17 protein-coding genes are annotated in these 17,920 nt (G+C 32.9%); 5 read left to right on the top strand and 12 right to left on the bottom strand.

All coding sequences use genetic code 11. The annotated features are described in order from the left end of the window. Window positions 1–2: 2 nt before the first annotated feature. Together EPK97_RS05110 and EPK97_RS05105 are read right to left on the bottom strand one after the other, a co-directional pair. A complete protein-coding gene (locus tag EPK97_RS05110) occupies window positions 3–290 on the bottom strand; it encodes a Dabb family protein (RefSeq protein ID WP_162035541.1) in 288 nt (95 codons plus the stop codon). Window positions 291–405: 115 nt separating this feature from the next. Then, window positions 406–1,395: a peptidylprolyl isomerase gene (locus tag EPK97_RS05105; RefSeq protein WP_162035540.1), complete on the bottom strand. Its 990-nt coding sequence runs from the start codon at window positions 1,393–1,395 to the stop codon at window positions 406–408. Window positions 1,396–1,591: 196 nt separating this feature from the next. Between EPK97_RS05105 and EPK97_RS05100 the strand changes: the two genes are divergently transcribed. After that, window positions 1,592–2,125: a hypothetical protein gene (locus tag EPK97_RS05100; RefSeq protein WP_162035539.1), complete on the top strand. Its 534-nt coding sequence runs from the start codon at window positions 1,592–1,594 to the stop codon at window positions 2,123–2,125. Window positions 2,126–2,171: 46 nt separating this feature from the next. Here the strand turns inward: EPK97_RS05100 and EPK97_RS05095 are convergent, their stop codons facing one another. The 4 genes from EPK97_RS05095 to EPK97_RS05080 all read right to left on the bottom strand — a co-directional run bounded on the left by EPK97_RS05095 (window position 2,172) and on the right by EPK97_RS05080 (window position 6,326). Beyond that, the gene (locus EPK97_RS05095; protein ID WP_162035922.1) at window positions 2,172–3,866 is read right to left on the bottom strand and encodes a M3 family oligoendopeptidase; all 1,695 of its coding nucleotides are present in this window, start codon (window positions 3,864–3,866) and stop codon (window positions 2,172–2,174) included. Window positions 3,867–3,988: 122 nt separating this feature from the next. Continuing rightward, entirely contained in the window at window positions 3,989–5,167 is a 1,179-nt protein-coding gene (locus tag EPK97_RS05090; RefSeq protein ID WP_162035921.1) for an MFS transporter, read from the bottom strand. 99 nt (window positions 5,168–5,266) lie between these two features. Further along, window positions 5,267–5,734, bottom strand: a complete 468-nt coding sequence (locus EPK97_RS05085) for a DinB family protein (protein ID WP_162035538.1) — start codon at window positions 5,732–5,734, stop codon at window positions 5,267–5,269. Between the two features lie 94 nt (window positions 5,735–5,828). Beyond that, window positions 5,829–6,326, bottom strand: a complete 498-nt coding sequence (locus EPK97_RS05080) for a GyrI-like domain-containing protein (RefSeq protein ID WP_162035537.1) — start codon at window positions 6,324–6,326, stop codon at window positions 5,829–5,831. A 136-nt stretch (window positions 6,327–6,462) separates the two neighbouring features. On the opposite strand from EPK97_RS05080, the gene EPK97_RS05075 reads away from it, so the two are divergent. Continuing rightward, window positions 6,463–7,413 (top strand): helix-turn-helix transcriptional regulator, encoded by a 951-nt coding sequence (locus EPK97_RS05075; RefSeq protein ID WP_162035536.1) that lies wholly within the window; start codon window positions 6,463–6,465, stop codon window positions 7,411–7,413. A gap of 387 nt (window positions 7,414–7,800) precedes the next feature. Here the strand turns inward: EPK97_RS05075 and EPK97_RS05070 are convergent, their stop codons facing one another. Together EPK97_RS05070 and EPK97_RS05065 are read right to left on the bottom strand one after the other, a co-directional pair. Beyond that, entirely contained in the window at window positions 7,801–8,304 is a 504-nt protein-coding gene (locus EPK97_RS05070; protein WP_162035535.1) for a hypothetical protein, read from the bottom strand. Window positions 8,305–8,379: 75 nt separating this feature from the next. Next, a complete protein-coding gene (locus tag EPK97_RS05065; RefSeq protein WP_162035534.1) occupies window positions 8,380–9,297 on the bottom strand; it encodes a TIGR01777 family oxidoreductase in 918 nt (305 codons plus the stop codon). 92 nt (window positions 9,298–9,389) lie between these two features. On the opposite strand from EPK97_RS05065, the gene EPK97_RS05060 reads away from it, so the two are divergent. Continuing rightward, window positions 9,390–9,728, top strand: a complete 339-nt coding sequence (locus EPK97_RS05060) for a hypothetical protein (RefSeq protein WP_162035533.1) — start codon at window positions 9,390–9,392, stop codon at window positions 9,726–9,728. Between the two features lie 148 nt (window positions 9,729–9,876). Here EPK97_RS05060 and EPK97_RS21725 read toward each other — a convergent pair whose 3' ends face one another. Next, a complete protein-coding gene (locus tag EPK97_RS21725) occupies window positions 9,877–14,133 on the bottom strand; it encodes a glycosyl hydrolase (protein ID WP_162035532.1) in 4,257 nt (1,418 codons plus the stop codon). 402 nt (window positions 14,134–14,535) lie between these two features. Here EPK97_RS21725 and EPK97_RS05050 point away from each other — a divergent pair, with 402 nt between their 5' ends. After that, window positions 14,536–15,507, top strand: coding sequence for a YheC/YheD family protein (locus EPK97_RS05050; protein ID WP_162035531.1), 972 nt, complete (start codon window positions 14,536–14,538; stop codon window positions 15,505–15,507). A 207-nt stretch (window positions 15,508–15,714) separates the two neighbouring features. Here EPK97_RS05050 and EPK97_RS05045 read toward each other — a convergent pair whose 3' ends face one another. Together EPK97_RS05045 and EPK97_RS05040 are read right to left on the bottom strand one after the other, a co-directional pair. Next, a complete protein-coding gene (locus tag EPK97_RS05045; RefSeq protein WP_162035530.1) occupies window positions 15,715–16,002 on the bottom strand; it encodes a hypothetical protein in 288 nt (95 codons plus the stop codon). Window positions 16,003–16,259: 257 nt separating this feature from the next. After that, window positions 16,260–16,733, bottom strand: a complete 474-nt coding sequence (locus EPK97_RS05040) for a DinB family protein (RefSeq protein ID WP_162035529.1) — start codon at window positions 16,731–16,733, stop codon at window positions 16,260–16,262. Between the two features lie 66 nt (window positions 16,734–16,799). Between EPK97_RS05040 and EPK97_RS05035 the strand changes: the two genes are divergently transcribed. Beyond that, window positions 16,800–17,486, top strand: coding sequence for an ArsR/SmtB family transcription factor (locus tag EPK97_RS05035; protein ID WP_162035528.1), 687 nt, complete (start codon window positions 16,800–16,802; stop codon window positions 17,484–17,486). A gap of 71 nt (window positions 17,487–17,557) precedes the next feature. On the opposite strand, the gene trxA is transcribed toward EPK97_RS05035, so the two are convergent. Continuing rightward, entirely contained in the window at window positions 17,558–17,875 is a 318-nt protein-coding gene (gene trxA / locus EPK97_RS05030) for a thioredoxin (RefSeq protein ID WP_162035527.1), read from the bottom strand. Between the last annotated feature and the right edge of the window lie 45 nt (window positions 17,876–17,920).

Here is a 17,920-nt window from a genome sequence, read left to right as displayed (position 1 = left end):
TATTAGAATTCATAATCTACAACAACTACAGATTCTTTTACTTGCGCTATGTATGTAATGATCTCCTTATGTACAGGATGTACTTGATATAGATCAAGATCCTCTAATGAATCTACTTCTACAATTAAGGATAAATCATAGGAACGATCTGAACGAATAACATCTACACCAACCTCTAGGTGGCGTACAACTGGAATTTTCCCTTCCATGCTCAAAAGTACATCCTTCGTTTTCGTAATATTTTGTTGATTTCCGTCTTTTAATTTGAAAAATACGATATGTTTTATCATGAATAAAACTCCTTAATTCTTCTTATGATGGTGTTCATTATTATAACAAAAATAAAAGCACCATTCACCTTCTTTTCAAAAGTGGATGGTGCTCTTAATCTACTCATGCCTCTGTTTAGTTAAATAATACTTCAATTTCCGATCCTGTTTTAGCTTCTTCAATCCATAATTGGTATTGCTCACTAGTTTTTACTTTCTTTAACTCATCTTTGATTTCTTCTTGTTTTTCCTCAAAAGTAGGTGTGTTAGCTTCTTTTTTATCCGTTACTTTAATAATATGAAATCCAAATTCACTTTGTACGATTTCACTAACTTCACCAATGGATAAATTAAAAACTGCTTCGTCAAATTCAGGCACCATCGTACCTCGTCCAAAGAAACCTAAATCTCCTCCATTTGCACCGCTTCCTGAATCAGTTGAATGTTCTATAGCTAGCTCTGCAAAATCTGCGCCATCATTAATTTGTTGCATAATAGCTTCTGCTTCTTCTTTCGTTTCCACTAATATATGAGATGCTTTCACTTGCTCTTCTTCTGTATAGAAAGATAAATTTTCTTCATAATAAGTTGCAATTTCTTCATCTGTCACTTCAATTTTTGATTCAAATAATTTTTCAATCTGAAGTTGGAATGGGACAAGATCTTCTACAATTTTTTGATAGTCTTCCATTGACATTCCGTATTGAAGTAAATAAGCTTCAACTTCTTCTTCAGAACCAAATGAAGCTTTAAATTGTTCAATTTCTTTGGCTACGCCGTTCGCTAATTCTTCGTCAGTCACATTTAATCCTTCATTTGCTAATTCTTGGGAAACTAAACTTTGATCAATAAGTTGTTGAACCAAAGCGTTTGTTGTTTCTTTCCCTAGTTGTTGAACCATTAAATCAAATAGCTTGTCCTTACCAATTTTTTCACCATTTACTGTAGCAACATAATCAGAGTCTGACGCTGATTCAGATTGTTCATTGTTCTCTTGTTCAGATTTATTATCTTCATCAGCATTTGCTGTATTCAATACAGTTACTATAGATAAAGCAATTAACCCCGCAATAATAACAGATATGATGATCCATAATTTTGAACTGCTATTTTTAGTTTCATTCATTCTATGATTTCCCCCTGTTTTATACCACATATTTTCTTACACAAGTTACTATATCAGATATAGATAAACTTCACATTAAAATAAAATAAATAAAATAATGTTCGAATGTACTAACGACCATTTTTGTACTTGTTGTAAACAATATGATCTCACTGGACATACAATGAAATAAATAGAAAGAAGGGAGATGAAGAATTTGATTAATAATTGTAAGAAACAAAATATAGATGTGCAAACAATCCCAGCTAATTCAGGTTCGTTTGAATCGATTGTACCTGCGATCGTTTGTCCTGATCAAATCTTTAACTTAGATGTGAATGCTATCTTAAATGCACTAGATCCAAATGGAGATGCACTTGTAACAGTTGACAGCATAGATTTTCAGTTAATTACGGATACAAATACGATTATTTTAGATTTAGAGCCCGGTCCAGATGTACCGCCAGGATCAACAGTTATCAATATATCCCCTGATCAAAAAGTAGCCACCATTATCTTTGATGAAGCTATAGCAGAAAACGAAATCCTTTCTTTTTTACCTATTGTTTCAGTGATCATGCAAGCAGATGACCCTGATCCACCTTGTAGAGAAGTCATTATTGAAACTCAAGTTCGAGGATTTGTTAGCAGACCTGGTTTTGAAGATGATTATAGAGTAGATCTCTCAGTCAACACGACCATTTTTAAAAAAACGCATTTTTGCTGTAAGAAGAAATTCTTTAAAAAATGAATTTATTTCCTTTGAGACTCCTCAATCGAGGAGCTTTCTTTATTGTTTAAAAAGATTCATCATCAACATCACTTAACCAAGACTCAATGTCATGCACCACAGATTGTACTGTTCCATCCTCAAATGGTGAACTTAATTTAGCCTCCTTAACGAGTTTTAAAAACGGTTGACTGCCACCTAGCTTACAAAGATGAGTATAATTATCCCAAGCTTGTTCCCTATCTTCGTGCATCTTTTTCCAAAATTGAAATGCGCAGATCAAAGCCAACGTGTAATCAATATAATAAAATGGATTCTCGAAAATATGACCTTGTTGATGCCAAAATCCACCTTGTTCTAGATAAACATTTTCATCATAATCACGATGAGGTAAATATTTCTTTTCAATTTCTCTCCACATTTGTTTACGCTCTTTTGGCGTAAACTCTGGGTTTTCATAAATGAAATGCTGAAACTCATCTACAGCTACAACATAAGGTATGTATAACATTCTTGTGCTTAAATGAGAAAATTTATACTTATCTGTATCTTCTTTGAAAAATAACTCCATCCAAGGCCAAGTAAAAAACTCCATACTCATAGAGTGAATTTCACATGCTTCATAAGTTGGCCACACATATTCAGGATTTTCAAAGTGGCGACTGTTATACACTTGAAATGCATGACCTGCTTCGTGAGTTAATATATCAATGTCATCAGAAGTACCATTAAAATTTGCAAAAATATACGAGGATTTATAATTAGGGACATATGTACAGTAACCACCCGCCATTTTTCCATCTTTTGCCATCAAGTCCATGAGATCTTGATCTTTCATAAAACAGTAAAATTCATCTGTTTCTTTAGATAATTGTTCATACATCGTTTGACCATTATCCACAATCCAATTGGGATTTCCTTTTGGCGTAGCATTTCCTGATTTATATTCAAATCTTTCATCATAAAATTTTAAATGTTGAAGTCCTAGTCTAAGTTGTTGACGTTTTCTCAATTGTGTAGCGATAGGGACAATATATTGATGTACCTGATCTCTAAAAGCAGCAACCTGATGAGCATCATAATCTGTTCGTTTTAAACGAGCATAACCTAACTCAACAAAATTTTTGAACCCTAGTTTCTCAGCAATTTTTGTTCTTATCTTCACTAGATCATCATAAAGTTGATCTAACTCTTCTTCGTTTTCTAAGAAAAACTTGTATTTTGCTTCATTTGCCCTTTTTCTTATTACTCGATCAGAAGATTCAGTGAAAGGAATGAGTTGAGCTAAAGTATATGTTTTTCCATCAAATAAGATTTCAGCAGAAGCAATGAGCTCAGAATATCTTGAAGAATATTTATTTTCCTGCTGTAAATCTTTTATAATATCAGGAGACATGGTTTTGATCTCTAATTCAGCTAAATTAAATAAATGGCTTCCCCACTTTTTTTCTAACTCTTCACGATATTTCGAATCAATCAAGGCTTTATAAAACTTAGTAAACAACTCCTTAAATAAAGGCTCTGTCTCATCTAAATATTCCTGTTCTGATTTATAAAACTCATCTTTTGTATTTATCGAGTGACGTATACTTCCAATTTCAAACATCGTATAAAAATCATTATGAATGTTATATATCTCTCTCATTGCAAAATTTTGTTCATTCGATGAATTTGAATTTGAAAATTGTTTTAGCGCATTATCAAATTGAGAAGAAATCTCCTCTATATCTGGTCGTTTATAGGTATACTCAGAAAATTTCATTATATCTCTTCCTTTTCCATAGTCATTCATTAATTTCATCCAAACCATAATATCTCTCTTTAACAAATAGATCGTTGCTCTAAAATCAACATTCATAAACTAATATTTCCACTATGTTTAAATCATGCAGTTATATCTATACTTTTTGACTTTTGAAGATATGAATGATTAACTACTATTGTGTGTACAGCTAGACCTGACATCAACACTATCATAATAGATAAAATAAACACTGGATTGATGAAATTGATCAACGTAGAGCCAATAGACATACATAATCCAATCACAGCCTCACAAATTGCAAAAACCCTGCCTTGTATTTCATTTGCCGAATTTTCCTGCACCTTCACCTTCGAAGTTAATTCACCATATTCCATGGCAATAAAAAATAAAATAGCTGAAATAAAAGCAATGATAAAGTAATTAGAAAACATATAAAAAGATAGAGATATTAGGCTCAGCAATACGAAATATATCAAACCTTTATTACTATTAAATCCCCATCTATTTACTAACAATGCTCCTAAAAAACCTCCAAACCCCATACTTACTGTAAGTAGAAAGTTCCCAATTTCACCTTCACCAATATATTGGCTAACAATAGGGAAATAACTGTATACAATCCCCCATAATAAAGCCATACACATCATTGTAAATATGGCATTTAGTACTAATGAATTATGGAAAATTTCTTTAAGTCCAATCTTAAGTGTCAAAGAAATTTTTGTTGTCTGAGTTTTAACTGACTTCTGTGATTTTATTTTGATCAAACGAATAAAAAGCGCAGATATAAAATAGGTAACCGCATTAAAAGCAACAGCAGCTTTGATAGTTCCTAGAATAAGAAAAGCCCCTCCAATAAGTGCGCCTATGATTACAAAAAGAGTTGTAGCTTTTGCAAAAATAGTGTTTATTTTTTTAACATCGTCTCCTAATAAAGACATAACGGATAATCTAGCAGGATTAAAAAAAACACCACTCCCATAAGAAAGTAATAAAAGCAACAAGAATATAATGGGATATTTACCTTGAGGAAGCAATATAATGCCTAGGAAAATAACCCCTCTTATCAAATCTGTCCAAAACATAATTTTCACTCTATTAAATTTGTCAACAAATACACCTAAAAATGGTTGAATAATCATAGGAATACTTCTCACGATAATAACTCCTGAAACAACCCAATAATCCTGATAATACGTCGATAAAATAAGTAAAGCAGGCAAAACACAATAATCTCCCATAAACGAAAGAGCTTGCCCATATAACAATAATTTTGAATTTTTACTTAAACTATTCATATAATTCGATGTAACATCTCCTTGTATTTTCATTTCGATCTATTTAAGCTCATATTAAATGATCTTATCTCCGCTCAGGCATCAACATCAACTACTTTTTTAAGTTAACACTCTCTTCATTTGATCTATATGATGCTTATCATGCCCAAAAAAATCTTTAAGGTATTGGGTAACATGAAAAGCTCTTCCATCTCCATCTATATAAGTTTGCCTATACCTTTCATCTGAGAGTGATTCAATTTGTTCAATGATAAGTTTCCTATATAAAACTGCCTTTTCTGAGAGTTCCTTAATACTTGTTGTTTTACCATACTCTTTAGCTTGTTCATTGAATTCATCAAAATCGATATGCTTCAACGTCAGAGGAGTTTGATTTGCAATCTTTTCAATGGCCTCTTCATAAAAATACTTATCCCATAACATAATATGGCTAACAACTTCTCTAATCGTCCATTTCCCTTTTGTTATAGGTTTATTCCATATATGATCTTTTTGATCTTTAAGATCATCTACAAATAGAATCCAATGGTTGAATTCTACTAACAATTCATTCTTTTCATTTGACATCATCAATCACCCTTTTCAAAAATATAACGTAACGTCCAACTTTTCTTATTTATTTCAAGTGGGAACTAACTTCATTAGCTCCCACTATATTAAATTACTTTAGCGGAATATAGATATCCATTTCAGAATTTTTATCGGCTGGTCCTAAAAATCTTTCATCGTAAAACTCAAATGAAAAATCTTCAAAAGGTACTTCACCAGATTGAGGCAACCATGTTTCATAAATGTACTTAAAAGCTGCACCCACCCCACTCATATCACCTTTATAAGTAAAAACAGCGTATCGGCTTGCAGGAACTGTTTTTATAACAATTTTATCTGGCAATTCAGAGGTTTGATCATCAATCTCAACTCCACTGACGTATGAGAATTCATTTGTTTTTGGATTAAAATCAAAGCATAAACCATAAGTCTTATTTTCATTTGTTTTATTTTTTATGTTTGGCAGAGTTCCCATAAACTCTTCCCACAATTGACCTATTTCTTTTTGATCTTCATCCTCCTTCATTAAAGAACGACACTGTAAACCTGCAATTTTAAACTCATCCTTCTTAACAATAGTAGGTTCTAGCGTTGGGGTTTGATTTTTCATTTTAACTCCTCCTATATGGATTGTTTTTGCTTACAAATAAAGGTTATCATTGAATTGCGACAAAACATGTCGTAGTTTTGTGAGAAATTGTTTATAATGAAATTTAAATCAAAAAAACACTTGATAGGAGTTTATAATGAATAAATCCAAACGTTTAGTTGAACTGATTATGTATATCAATGATAAACGTCAATTTACAGCAAAACAGTTATCTGATGAATTCAATGTTTCTTTGAGAACTATTCAAAGGGATTTATTGGATTTACAGGAACTCGGTGTTCCATTGTATTCTGAGGTAGGAGCTGCAGGAGGATATACAATACTGAAGGAAAGGATGCTTCCTCCAATCACTTTTACAGAAAAAGAAGCGATTGCGATGTTTTTTGCCTATCAGTCCTTACAATTTTATAAGGATCTACCTTTCGAGTCTGATTCCATTTCTGCTTTAAATAAGTTTTATCATCATCTAGCTAAAGATATTAAAACACGAATTGATGGAATGAAAAATAGAATGGTATTTTGGACGCCTACAAGACAGCAGTCTTCACCTTATTTACAGTCATTATTAGAAGCAGCCACTCAACAAAAAGTAATCAAGGTCAAATATGATTCATTAAAAGAAACTAGTAGTCGTAAAATCCAACCCATCGGGGTTTATTCTCAAAATGGTTTTTGGTATTGTCCTGCTTATTGTTTTAAAAGATTAGAGGTTCGATTGTTTCGCGCGGATCGTATATTAAATCTAGAGGAATCAGAAGAACAAAATAATGTAGACTTAAGCAGTTACGATGTCATTAACTGGTATCATTTCGATGAGAACGAAGAATCCAATCCATTAGTTCAAGTCAAGGTTCGATTTACTAAAGAAGGTTTTAGAAGATGCCAAATGGATCCTTATTTAGATAGACATCTTAAAAAGATTGATAATGGAGGTGGAGAATTAAACATGAGCATGAGAAAAAATGATTTAGAGTACTTTACAGATTATTTCTTTAGCATGGGTAAACAAGCTCAAGTTCTTCAACCACCTGAGATGGTGAACATGATAAAAAATAAGATAGAGGATTTGATGAAGATATATATGTGAATTCATACACTATCTCCAAGGTGATAACGTGTCTGTAGAAGTAGATGAAAAAGAGTATTAAACGAGTAAAGTCAATTTACCAAAAGGATTTAATCCAAAATTTCTTAAATCCATGCAGAAAATAGTAGATCGATATGATGAGACATTTAAAGAATTAAAGGACCAATAAGAGGAGTCCACAAGAAGTTGGTATCAAGGATCATGCCTTCTGGAATCACCGATATTCAGAACTCAACATACTCTTATTGAAAAGGATGCCTATCCTTCTATTTTTGATAAAGAAGCTGCATTTTTTGAAAGCTTAGAAAAAATCATGCATTTCAAAAAGCAAATAAAAGAACTGATTCGAATGTTTGGTATTATTCAAAATATTGTTCGAATCATAATTTATGTAGCCGCGCCGCTTGCTGCATTTGAATTAGTTATAGCATTTACCCCCATCACAACAGCAACGAGTTCAGGTGTTGATAATTTAGTAGAGTTATTTGTTAGTTTATAAGCCGAAGATTCAAAAAAACCGTTAATTTTATTAAATTGAGCTACTAACTTTTGTCTTTCATCTGTGATTTCATATTGCCTTGAAAAACTAGGGGAATAGATATGATATTCATTACTTCTAGTTTCATAAACATATTTTTTTGAAAAAAATGATATCTTAGCTCTTACGATGCCTAATTCTTGTCCTATACGGTCACTTATGACCCACTTATTACTAAAAAAACGAAATCCCCCTTTTATGACTGTAAATCCTTTTTCATCACACACTTCAATGCTTGTTGAAAAAGCACTTTTTAAATCCAACTCCCCCAATTTTACCTTGTTTTCTGTATAAATATCAGTTAAACCAGATGAAAAGAAATTATCTTTGAAATAAACAATAGTATTTTTCATAAAAACCCTCCAGTTCAAAATGTACATACAGATGTTAACCATATGGATGTAGCTGTAAGTTAGTTGGCCTTCCTCTTACTTAATACGATAAATATCCATTAAGGTTTCTCTTAATGTAGGAAATTCAAACTTAAATCCCAATTGTTGAGCTTTATTAGGCAACACTTTTTGACCGTCTAAAACTAATGTACTCATCTCACCCAACATCATTTTTAAAGCAAAACTCGGAGCTGGTAAATAATGTGGACGACTCAGCACTTCTCCTATCGTTTTTCCAAATTCATTCATTTGTAATGGAAAAGGAGTTGTAAAATTCACTGCGCCTTCGAATTCTCCATTGTGTATAATAAAATCGATTAAATTAACTACGTCTTTTATATGAATCCATGATAACCATTGTTTCCCTGTGCCAACCTTACCACCTACAAAAAGTTTATACGGTAAAACCATCTTAGGTAACGCACCTTCTTGTTTATCCAATACAATACCGAACCGAGTATAAACTGTACGAATACCTAAGTTTTCTGCTTTTGAAGCATGTTTTTCCCATTTTTGAACTGTTTTAGCTAAAAAATCACCACTTGTAGAAAGGTCATTTTCTATAAAGGTTTGTTTTAATGATGTACCATAGTATCCTACAGCTGAAGCGTTGATAAATAATTTTGGTCTATCGTATAATTCACTAAATAACTTCATGAGCGTATCTGTAACTTGTATTCGAGTTTTAATGATTCTCTCCTTTTGTTGCTCAGTCCATCGACCATTATTAATAGATTCACCCGCTAAATTGATAAACACATCCATTCCCTCTAGTTTATCTACTAATTCATTTATGGAATCAACTGACCACCCAATATATTCAAGGTTTTTGTGATCTGACTGATAAGAATCGGGTTTACGTGTTAATATGCAAACTTTATGGTTCTGTCGTAAAAAATTACGTGTTAGATGTTTTCCTATAAATCCAGTACCACCTGTTACACCAATTCTCATATGAACACTTCCTTTCATCTAAAAAAAATTTTCATCATATCAACACACTTAGGCAAATACATATAAGTATATAGAAGTGAGGAGGATTTAATATGCACCGACAAGAGCAAGCCGTTTTACAGGCCTCTCAACAAGAGGTTGAGTTTATGCGGAATTTTAAAAATAAAGCATATCATATTGCCATGCAGCATATAAACAAACCCGTCCGAATTCAAACTATTCACGGACAAATATTTGAGGGTACGATCGTGAATGTTGATCAAGATAATTTATATTTACAAATCTCCAATCCAAATCAACAATATTACCCACAACAATATTATCCACAACAACAATATCCACAACAAAACCATCGATTCTTTTTTGGAGGGGGAGGTATCCTCGTATTATCTCTATTCCTTTTACTAGTAATTATATTATTAATATTTTAATTAAAACATATCAACTCATAAGAATAAAACACCAGTTTTTTTATGGTGTTTTTTGTTTGTTCTATTTTAAACCTATTAATTTGACTTTAGTGGGGGATTAAGCCCCCCACTAAAAGAAAAGTCACTATGTTATTCTTCTTTGCTCTACTTATTGCACGGTATAGTTATACTGAGGCGAATCATAAGCAGGGGTGCCTAATGTATAAGTATAGAAAAATTCAATGACATCCCCTTGACTCACTCCTGAAATTTCATATTCCCAAGTCCCACTGTTGTTCACAGTACGTACATTAACTTGCCCACCATTGTTCACTTTATAATGTAAGTCCACAAAGTTAGAAATTGCCCCAGTTGGTGTGAATTTCAATGTTACTACTGAGACATCATCTACGATTTCTATCGTATAATCATCTTCAACAATCGTAGTTCCTCCTCCTGGAGAGGATTCTAATGTAGTAATTGTAATCATGTTTCCAGCAGATTCATTACCTGCAGCATCCTTTGCTCTTACATCAAATGTATAGGTTGTATTTGCTGTAAGTCCTGTCACTGTAAACGCTGTGGACGTTATTGAACCTATATTTGTAGAGCCTTGATAAATATCGTATCCTATCACTCCTATATTATCTGTGGATGCGTTCCAACTTAAATCCACAGACATTTCCGTAATTCCTGATGCCGTCAGGTTCGATGGTGTGCTTGGAGCTGTTGTGTCTGGTGGATTTCCCCCTCCTGGAGATGATCCCACTGTATAACTATATTCAGGGGAATCGTAAGCAGGAGTACCGAGTGTGTACGTATAGAAGAAATCAATCACATCCCCATCACTCATTCCAGATATCACATATTCCCATGTGCCATTATTATTCACTGTACCTACATTAATCTGTCCGCCATTATTCACCTTATAATGAAGATCTACAAAGTTAGAGGTCGCTCCTGTTGGTGTGAATTTCAATGTAACTGCTGAACCTCCATCAATAATTTCTATCGTATAGTTTGGCTCCGTAATCACAGTATCCCCTTCTAAAGTTGTAATCGTAACCTGATTACTTGCAATTGATTCATTTCCTGCTGCATCCTTCGCCTTCACTTCAAATGTATAAGTAGTATTGTCTAATAAGTTCGTTACAGTATAACTTTCAGATAATGCTGTTCCTACATAAATACTTGAATTACCATTTTCCACTTGATACACATCATATCCTGTCACACCTCTGTTATCTGTGGATGAATCCCAGCTTAAATCTACTGTGGTTTCAGTTATGTTTGCTGCACTTAAATTTACTGGAGCCGTTGGTGATTCCGTATCTGGTACATCAGTTGTTACTGTTACTCTATTGCTAGCAGCCGATTCATTACCTGCTGCATCCTTCGCTTTTACTTCAAATGTATAGGTTGTACTCGCAGTTAAGTTAAGCACTGTAAAGCTTGTAGATGATGTTGTTCCTACATAAATGGGTGTATTACCATTCTCTATTTGATATACATCATATCCTGTCACACCTCTGTTATCTGTGGATGAATCCCAGCTTAAATCTACTGTCGTATCTGTAATGTTTCCTGCAATTAGATTAACTGGAGCCGTTGGTGATTCCGTATCTGGTACATCAGTTGTTACTGATACTCTATTGCTAGCAGCCGATTCATTACCTGCTGCATCCTTCGCTTTCACTTCAAATGTATAGGTTGTATCTGCTGCTAAATTTGTTACTGTATAACTTGTGGTTGTTGTTGTTCCTACAAAAACGGATGTATTTCCATTAACTACTTGGTATACATCGTAACCTACTACACCTCTATTATCTGTGGATGCTCCCCAGTTTAACTCTATAGTTGTCTCTGTACTTCCCGCTGAAGTTAAATTTGTAGGTGTACTAGGCGCTTCTTCATCTATGGGGTTGCCTGAACAATCTCCACCTGGACTTACTGCCGATTGTTGAGCCATGGATTTTGCTGGAACCGTTAATTCATAACAATCTGAGAAAGTGACTGTAGTTGCAACATTATTTGCATTATAAGCAACATAAGTGTTCAATCCATCTTTAGTAAACACACCATAAAGAGGAGTATTTGCAGTGATATCAAAATTTGGTAAACCATACACATCTAAGGATCTCATCCAGTGGTATGTGCGTGCTCTTGATTCTCCAAATTCAATCCCTACAGCAGGATCAAGCTCTTCATTTGTATCTTTCCATCTTAACAATGCTTCTGCTGGATCGTATAATGCATAATAAGAAAGCATAATATCTTGCCATGTATTGATATTATCTAACCCTGGCCAACCATACTGTGCTTTTTTCTCTAAATAATTTGGAAATTCTGCATAGGCTCTATCATAGTTATTTTTCACATAATTTGGATCTAATCCTAGGTATAATGAAGCTCCCGTAACTGGCAACATTTGAATTCCGTGAGCTTCAATCGGTTCTTCAGTCCACCAAGTGATATGATTATATTTCCCTCCCCATACCATGACGGCTGTATCACCATCGTTTGTATACTCTGGATCAAAAACATCACCATATAAATCAAACCAATAGTTGTTAATAGCTTCTCTTTCCGTTGTATACATATAAATTCCAGCATCTCTTATTTCAGTATCACCTGTTGCAGTTCCCCATAAAATTAAAGCTGCCCAGGCATTCATCGCTTCAGATGAAGATTCCTGATTATTTCCTGAATGCTCCCAGCTATGTCCTCCACTATTTGGTGAATAACCTACTCCGTTAGCCCAAGAATGACCTGCATAAAGGTCAAAGTTTCTCAAAAATAAATAATCATTTGACTGTCGATCGGTTGTTGCAATATCTTGAACTAATTGATTCACCATGCCTCCCCATTGATCATCTTGATACCAAGCATCTGCAGAATCTTGTTCTAATAAAGCAACTTGCGCAGCTGCATAAATCCAATAACCGTAATGAAAATGATGATCATTCATTTCACTTGCGGAGCCATAACTTGTAGGGTAGCCGATTAATGTTTTCCAGTGATCATCGTAATAAAAATAATTATCATTTACTTTTGCACCAGACTCATTATACTTTGTTGGAGTAAACCACCACTCCAATGTAGCTTTAATCGATTGAACAAGTTCAGACTGTTTAAATGTATCATCTAATTGCGTAGTTAATGGAAGAACATTTGAAATTCTACCTAAGTTTTTCCCCATCCAATACGTGTCATATCCTGAAAATCCACCGTCTACCCCGTACTGAACAAAGTTAGGATTTAGCGTTTTTCCGTAATCATAGTATTCCTGTACGTATCCTTCTAATCTTGCAATATCATTCGGATCTGTTAATTCAGGCATAAATGGCAAAATTCCATTGTACACATATTGTGTTGAAAAATTTTGTCCAGAAAGCGTTTTCATTTGTCCTCTGATTGTATTATAAGAGTGTAAATATTGAGATGCATTAATTAGTGGATTATTCCTCCATTGATGAGGATAAAGCGCAGTGATTGTGTCCGTGTTTGTACCTTCCATTGGGGTTGTCGTTATAATATAGTCGCTAGTTACAGTACTACTAGCTTCATCATAATTCCATTCCACTTTTGTATCCGCGACAAAAGCAAATGCATGATCCATAAACAGGTTATAAGTATCAACACTACTATCAGGTAATCCTGCTATTGATAGAAAGTGTTTACCTTCTGGTAAATCAGCAACAAGTTCTGAACCATTATTTGTCCAAGTAGTTCCAGAAGGAGCGTAAATGCCATAAACATTCGTTTGTCCGTTATTATTTATAGATAATTGAATATGTGAGCCGTCTTCTCTTAAAATCGTTGCAGTATTTTTAAACACAATTTTAGGATCTGCTCCATCAAAAGTAAAATAAGCATATGGGCTACCATGTCCGATCGTAACTTTCATATTTTTGGAACCATCTGCACTAGGCATTAAAATATCTGCTGACCAATCCGTGATTTTATCTGCTTCGGCTGCTACCGGTGAAAAGGTAGTTGCTTGCACTTCCAAATCCACCTGACCTGGTCTGATTTCTCTTTCAACCTCATTTTCACCATCTTCTAACACATTCAAAGTTTTTGGTGGATTACTGATTTGAAATCCTGAATTTACAGCTTTAAACGCTAAGGGATGGGCATAAAGCGCACCTGAGTATTGCAGCCATACGACTGAACTAATCCAATCATTTGTTGATAACGGCTTGTTATCAAAATTGCTTGTCGTATAATCTACATCTTGTGGTGTCCTCCGTTCATTTTCATATACCCAATTATAAATCTGACCTCCTTTAGTGACCGTGGAGTATCCTCCTTCTCCAACTGCTACATCATCTGCAGTTATTTCTGCAAATATTGCATTATCTGGAGTTAAAAAACTAACAAGGATCATTAACATGGCAAGTAAAACATATAACGTTTTTCTCATTTTACCTCTCCTTTTTATTATATTTCCATGTATGAAATCGTTTTCAGGAAACTGTTTAAAGTTTCACCTCTTTTCTATATAAAATTACTTGAAAAAAAGTACTATAAACATAGATATTTATATTCCGTTAATTTAAAGTATAATAATTGCTATTTCTCTCATTAGTATACTATATTCTGTAATAATTTTCAGTATTTTCTGAATTTTCAATTAATATTATTTTCAAAAATTAATTTAATTAAAATAGGCCATGAAACAAGCAATTAAATGTCCTACAACGTACACTACATTGAACCAATTAATTCTTCTTAGTTACCAATAAAACCATTTTATGAATCATTCATTTTTGTTCAATATTAATAATTTCTCATTTTACAAAATAAAGGAGATGTCATTTAATCAATGGTTATAAAACAAAATCATAAAAAGTACGTTTCAAGCAAATGGAAAAAAACATTAGTTTTGATAAATAATGTTCACTTAAAAAAATATATTCCCGATACAAAAAAAGTGAGTTATGAGAGTTTAAATGAAATGCTGGAAAAACATAGTGTAGTTTATGTTAAACCGAGTCGTGGCTCATCCGGGAAAGGTGTAATGAAAATTCAAAAAAAGATTCAACATGAAAAAACAATTTATGAAATACAAAATGATCTAAATATAAATTATTTCTACACTTATACAACTTTATATAACGATCTAAATGAACACATTAAAAAATCAGAACGGTTGCATATCGTACAAAAAGGAATCGATATGGTCAAATATAATGATCGATCAGCAGACATAAGAGTTATGGTACAACAAAATCTTCAATCTGGGTGGGAAGTCACTGGATTTCTTGGTAGATTATCTCATCCTAAAAAAGTAGTAACAAATATCAGTGGAGGGGGTACGGTTTGTGATATTGATGAACTGTTAGATCATGTTTGTACAAATAAAAATGAAAAAGAAACCTTAATAGAAGAACTAAACATGGTTGGAGTGGAAACAGCTAAACAAATGAATAAAGCTTTTCCAAACATAAAAGAAAACGGGATAGACATTGCTCTAGATCAAAAACTTCACCCTTGGATCTTGGAAGTAAATACGAAACCTGATATCATCCCATTTACACTTTTAAAAAATAAAACTATCTTTGAAAAAATATTGGAGTATAGAAAAGTAAACAGAAGAGATTATAATCCCAAACAAAACCATAAAAATACTAAAACAACAGATAAACGGAGAAAAAGAAACGTAAATAAAAGTAAAAATAAGTCAAATTTAAAAGTACAACCTAATTCTTTTCATGAACCAAAAAATGCAACTCCTAATTTTGCTAAAAAGTTTAAACGCTTTAAAAAAAGAAAATATTCTAAAAGAATGATTTAGTAAATTAGAAGACAAAAGTAATAAGATTAAAGACTTTTTAACATAACTAAAGAGAAGTCATCCTTCTCTAAACCAAGTAATGGTAGATGACTTCTCAGTTAAGCCCATATATAATCCCCATTTCATGATGGGTTACAATCTTGCTCAATTATTCAAATACAAATATATCTCTTTAATGGTGGTAGTTCATATACCTACTTATGTATTCTAAAAAACGATATAATATTGATTTGATTTTCCATGATAGTGTGAAATTAAATAAATTTTATATAAATGTTTTAAAAACGCATACATATTTCCTTCCTTATTTTCAATATCAACCATTGTTTCATATACTTTTTGCTGCATTTCTGGATGTGTATGATCAACAATTAAGTCTATTAATGAGTCCATATTAATATAATGGGGTTTATCATTATATAAAACTTTAAATTCACAATTTTCCCACTCTCTTTCATAAAAAAAATTTTGAAGAGATCTTCTAGTTTTATCCATAATATTGCTCACCTTTTCCTAATCAAAATAGATTCATTTCCAAATCTTATATTTATATTTCCATTATATTCTGAGTACGGAGTTCCTTAAAGATACTTTTAATTCAAAATTTGGTAGATTATATTTTTTTATTATACCATCATGCTTACTATTTTGTAATTATTTACATAATAAATGATCAGAAAAAAGCCGATTCCTTTTCAAACAGGAGATCGACATTTGAGCATTCTTTACATTAGTTATTTATATTTTATATATCAGTCCCATATTAATGGTCTATCTAAGCCTATCATTCTTAAGTATTGTAGAAATTGACCCGCATGAACCGAATCATGATAAGCTATCCGTAAAAGCATATCACCTAAATAACGCTTGTAATTTACATCACTTCGATCAATTAATTTAGTAGATAGTTCTTCTGTTGATAGCGACTTTACATACTGGATAAAGTCATCAAAATATGGTTTTGATAACTCAATTTCTTTTTGGACAGAAACAATCGGTTCATCATCATAAGGTTTAGAAATCTCTTTATTAAGTGATCCATTATTTTGTAAAATCATATGATATCCATAACTGCCACCCCAAACATGGCGAATCATTTCACCAAATGACATGGCTTTGTGATCGGGTTTCCAATCTATCCATTCATCCGGAAGAGCGTTCCACAATTTGATAGAACGTCTCCTTGTTTCTTTTAAATTCATGATTGCAAGATCAATAGAATTCATCTAATTTCCTCCCTTTCTTTTATAAAAGTTATTGTAACGCATTTTCATTTAGGGTATCATCGAAATATGAATGTATATCCGAATATCTCATATATTGCTAAACTTATTTCTGAACCAACTAGAGCTATCATTTTAGAATCATTAATGGGGGGACAAGCACTTCCAGCAGGTGAATTGGCTTATATGGCAAAAGTATCACACCCTACAGTAAGCTCTCATCTATCTAAATTAGTCGAAGGGAATTTACTCAAAGTTGAACAATTTGGAAGACACCGCTATTATAAATTAGCAAATGAACAAGTTGCAGAGGTCATTGAAAAATTAGGAGCCATAGCACCCTCAGTTCAGATCCGTTCATTAAAGCAGTCTGACCAAATGAAACAAGTACGTTATGCTAGAACTTGTTATGATCATTTAGCTGGAGAGCTAGGAGTGAGTATCACTGAAGCATTATTAAATCAAGGTTTAATCATCTTAAAAGATGATTTATATGAAGTTACAAAAGAAGGCGAAAAATGGTTTGAAAACCTAGGAATTATGATAAATAATGTGGGCAAAACTCGGAGAGTTTTTGCGAAACCTTGTTTAGATTGGAGTGAGAGACGATATCATATATCAGGATGGTTAGGAGCAGCCATTGCCACTCATTTCTTGGATCAAAAATGGATGATCAAATCAACAACAAATCGTTCAGTTCATCTTACTGAAGAAGGAAAAATCATGTTAGAGCAAAGTTTAGGTTTAGAATATTAATATAAATAAAGAGACTATCCTATAATTGTATACAACTCTTATAGGACAGCCTCTTCATCTTTCCAAATTTATTAACCAATGGTTTGAGTTAGTTTTTCAGTTAAAACATCCTTACTTTGTAACCCAATCATTTTATCAACAACCTCACCGTTTTCAAAAATTAATAATGTTGGGATGCTTTGCACTGCATATAACGCAGCTAATTCAGGGTTTTCATCCACATTCACTTTACCAATGTTCACTTTGCCTTTTAACTCTTCTGCTAATTCATCTACTATAGGCAATTGGGTTTTACAAGGACCACACCAAGGAGCCCAAAAATCAACTAAAGTAACTCCTTGTGATATGGTTTGATCAAAGTTTTTTTTATTTAAAACAACTGCTCCCATTTCTTTCACTCCTTTAAAGTGTTTATATTTTATTTTTCTTTATAT

The sequence above is a fragment of the Chengkuizengella sediminis genome, from assembly GCF_010078385.1.
Taxonomy (GTDB): domain Bacteria; phylum Bacillota; class Bacilli; order Paenibacillales; family KCTC-33759; genus Chengkuizengella; species Chengkuizengella sediminis.
This window is presented reverse-complemented; position numbering and strand designations above follow the sequence as displayed.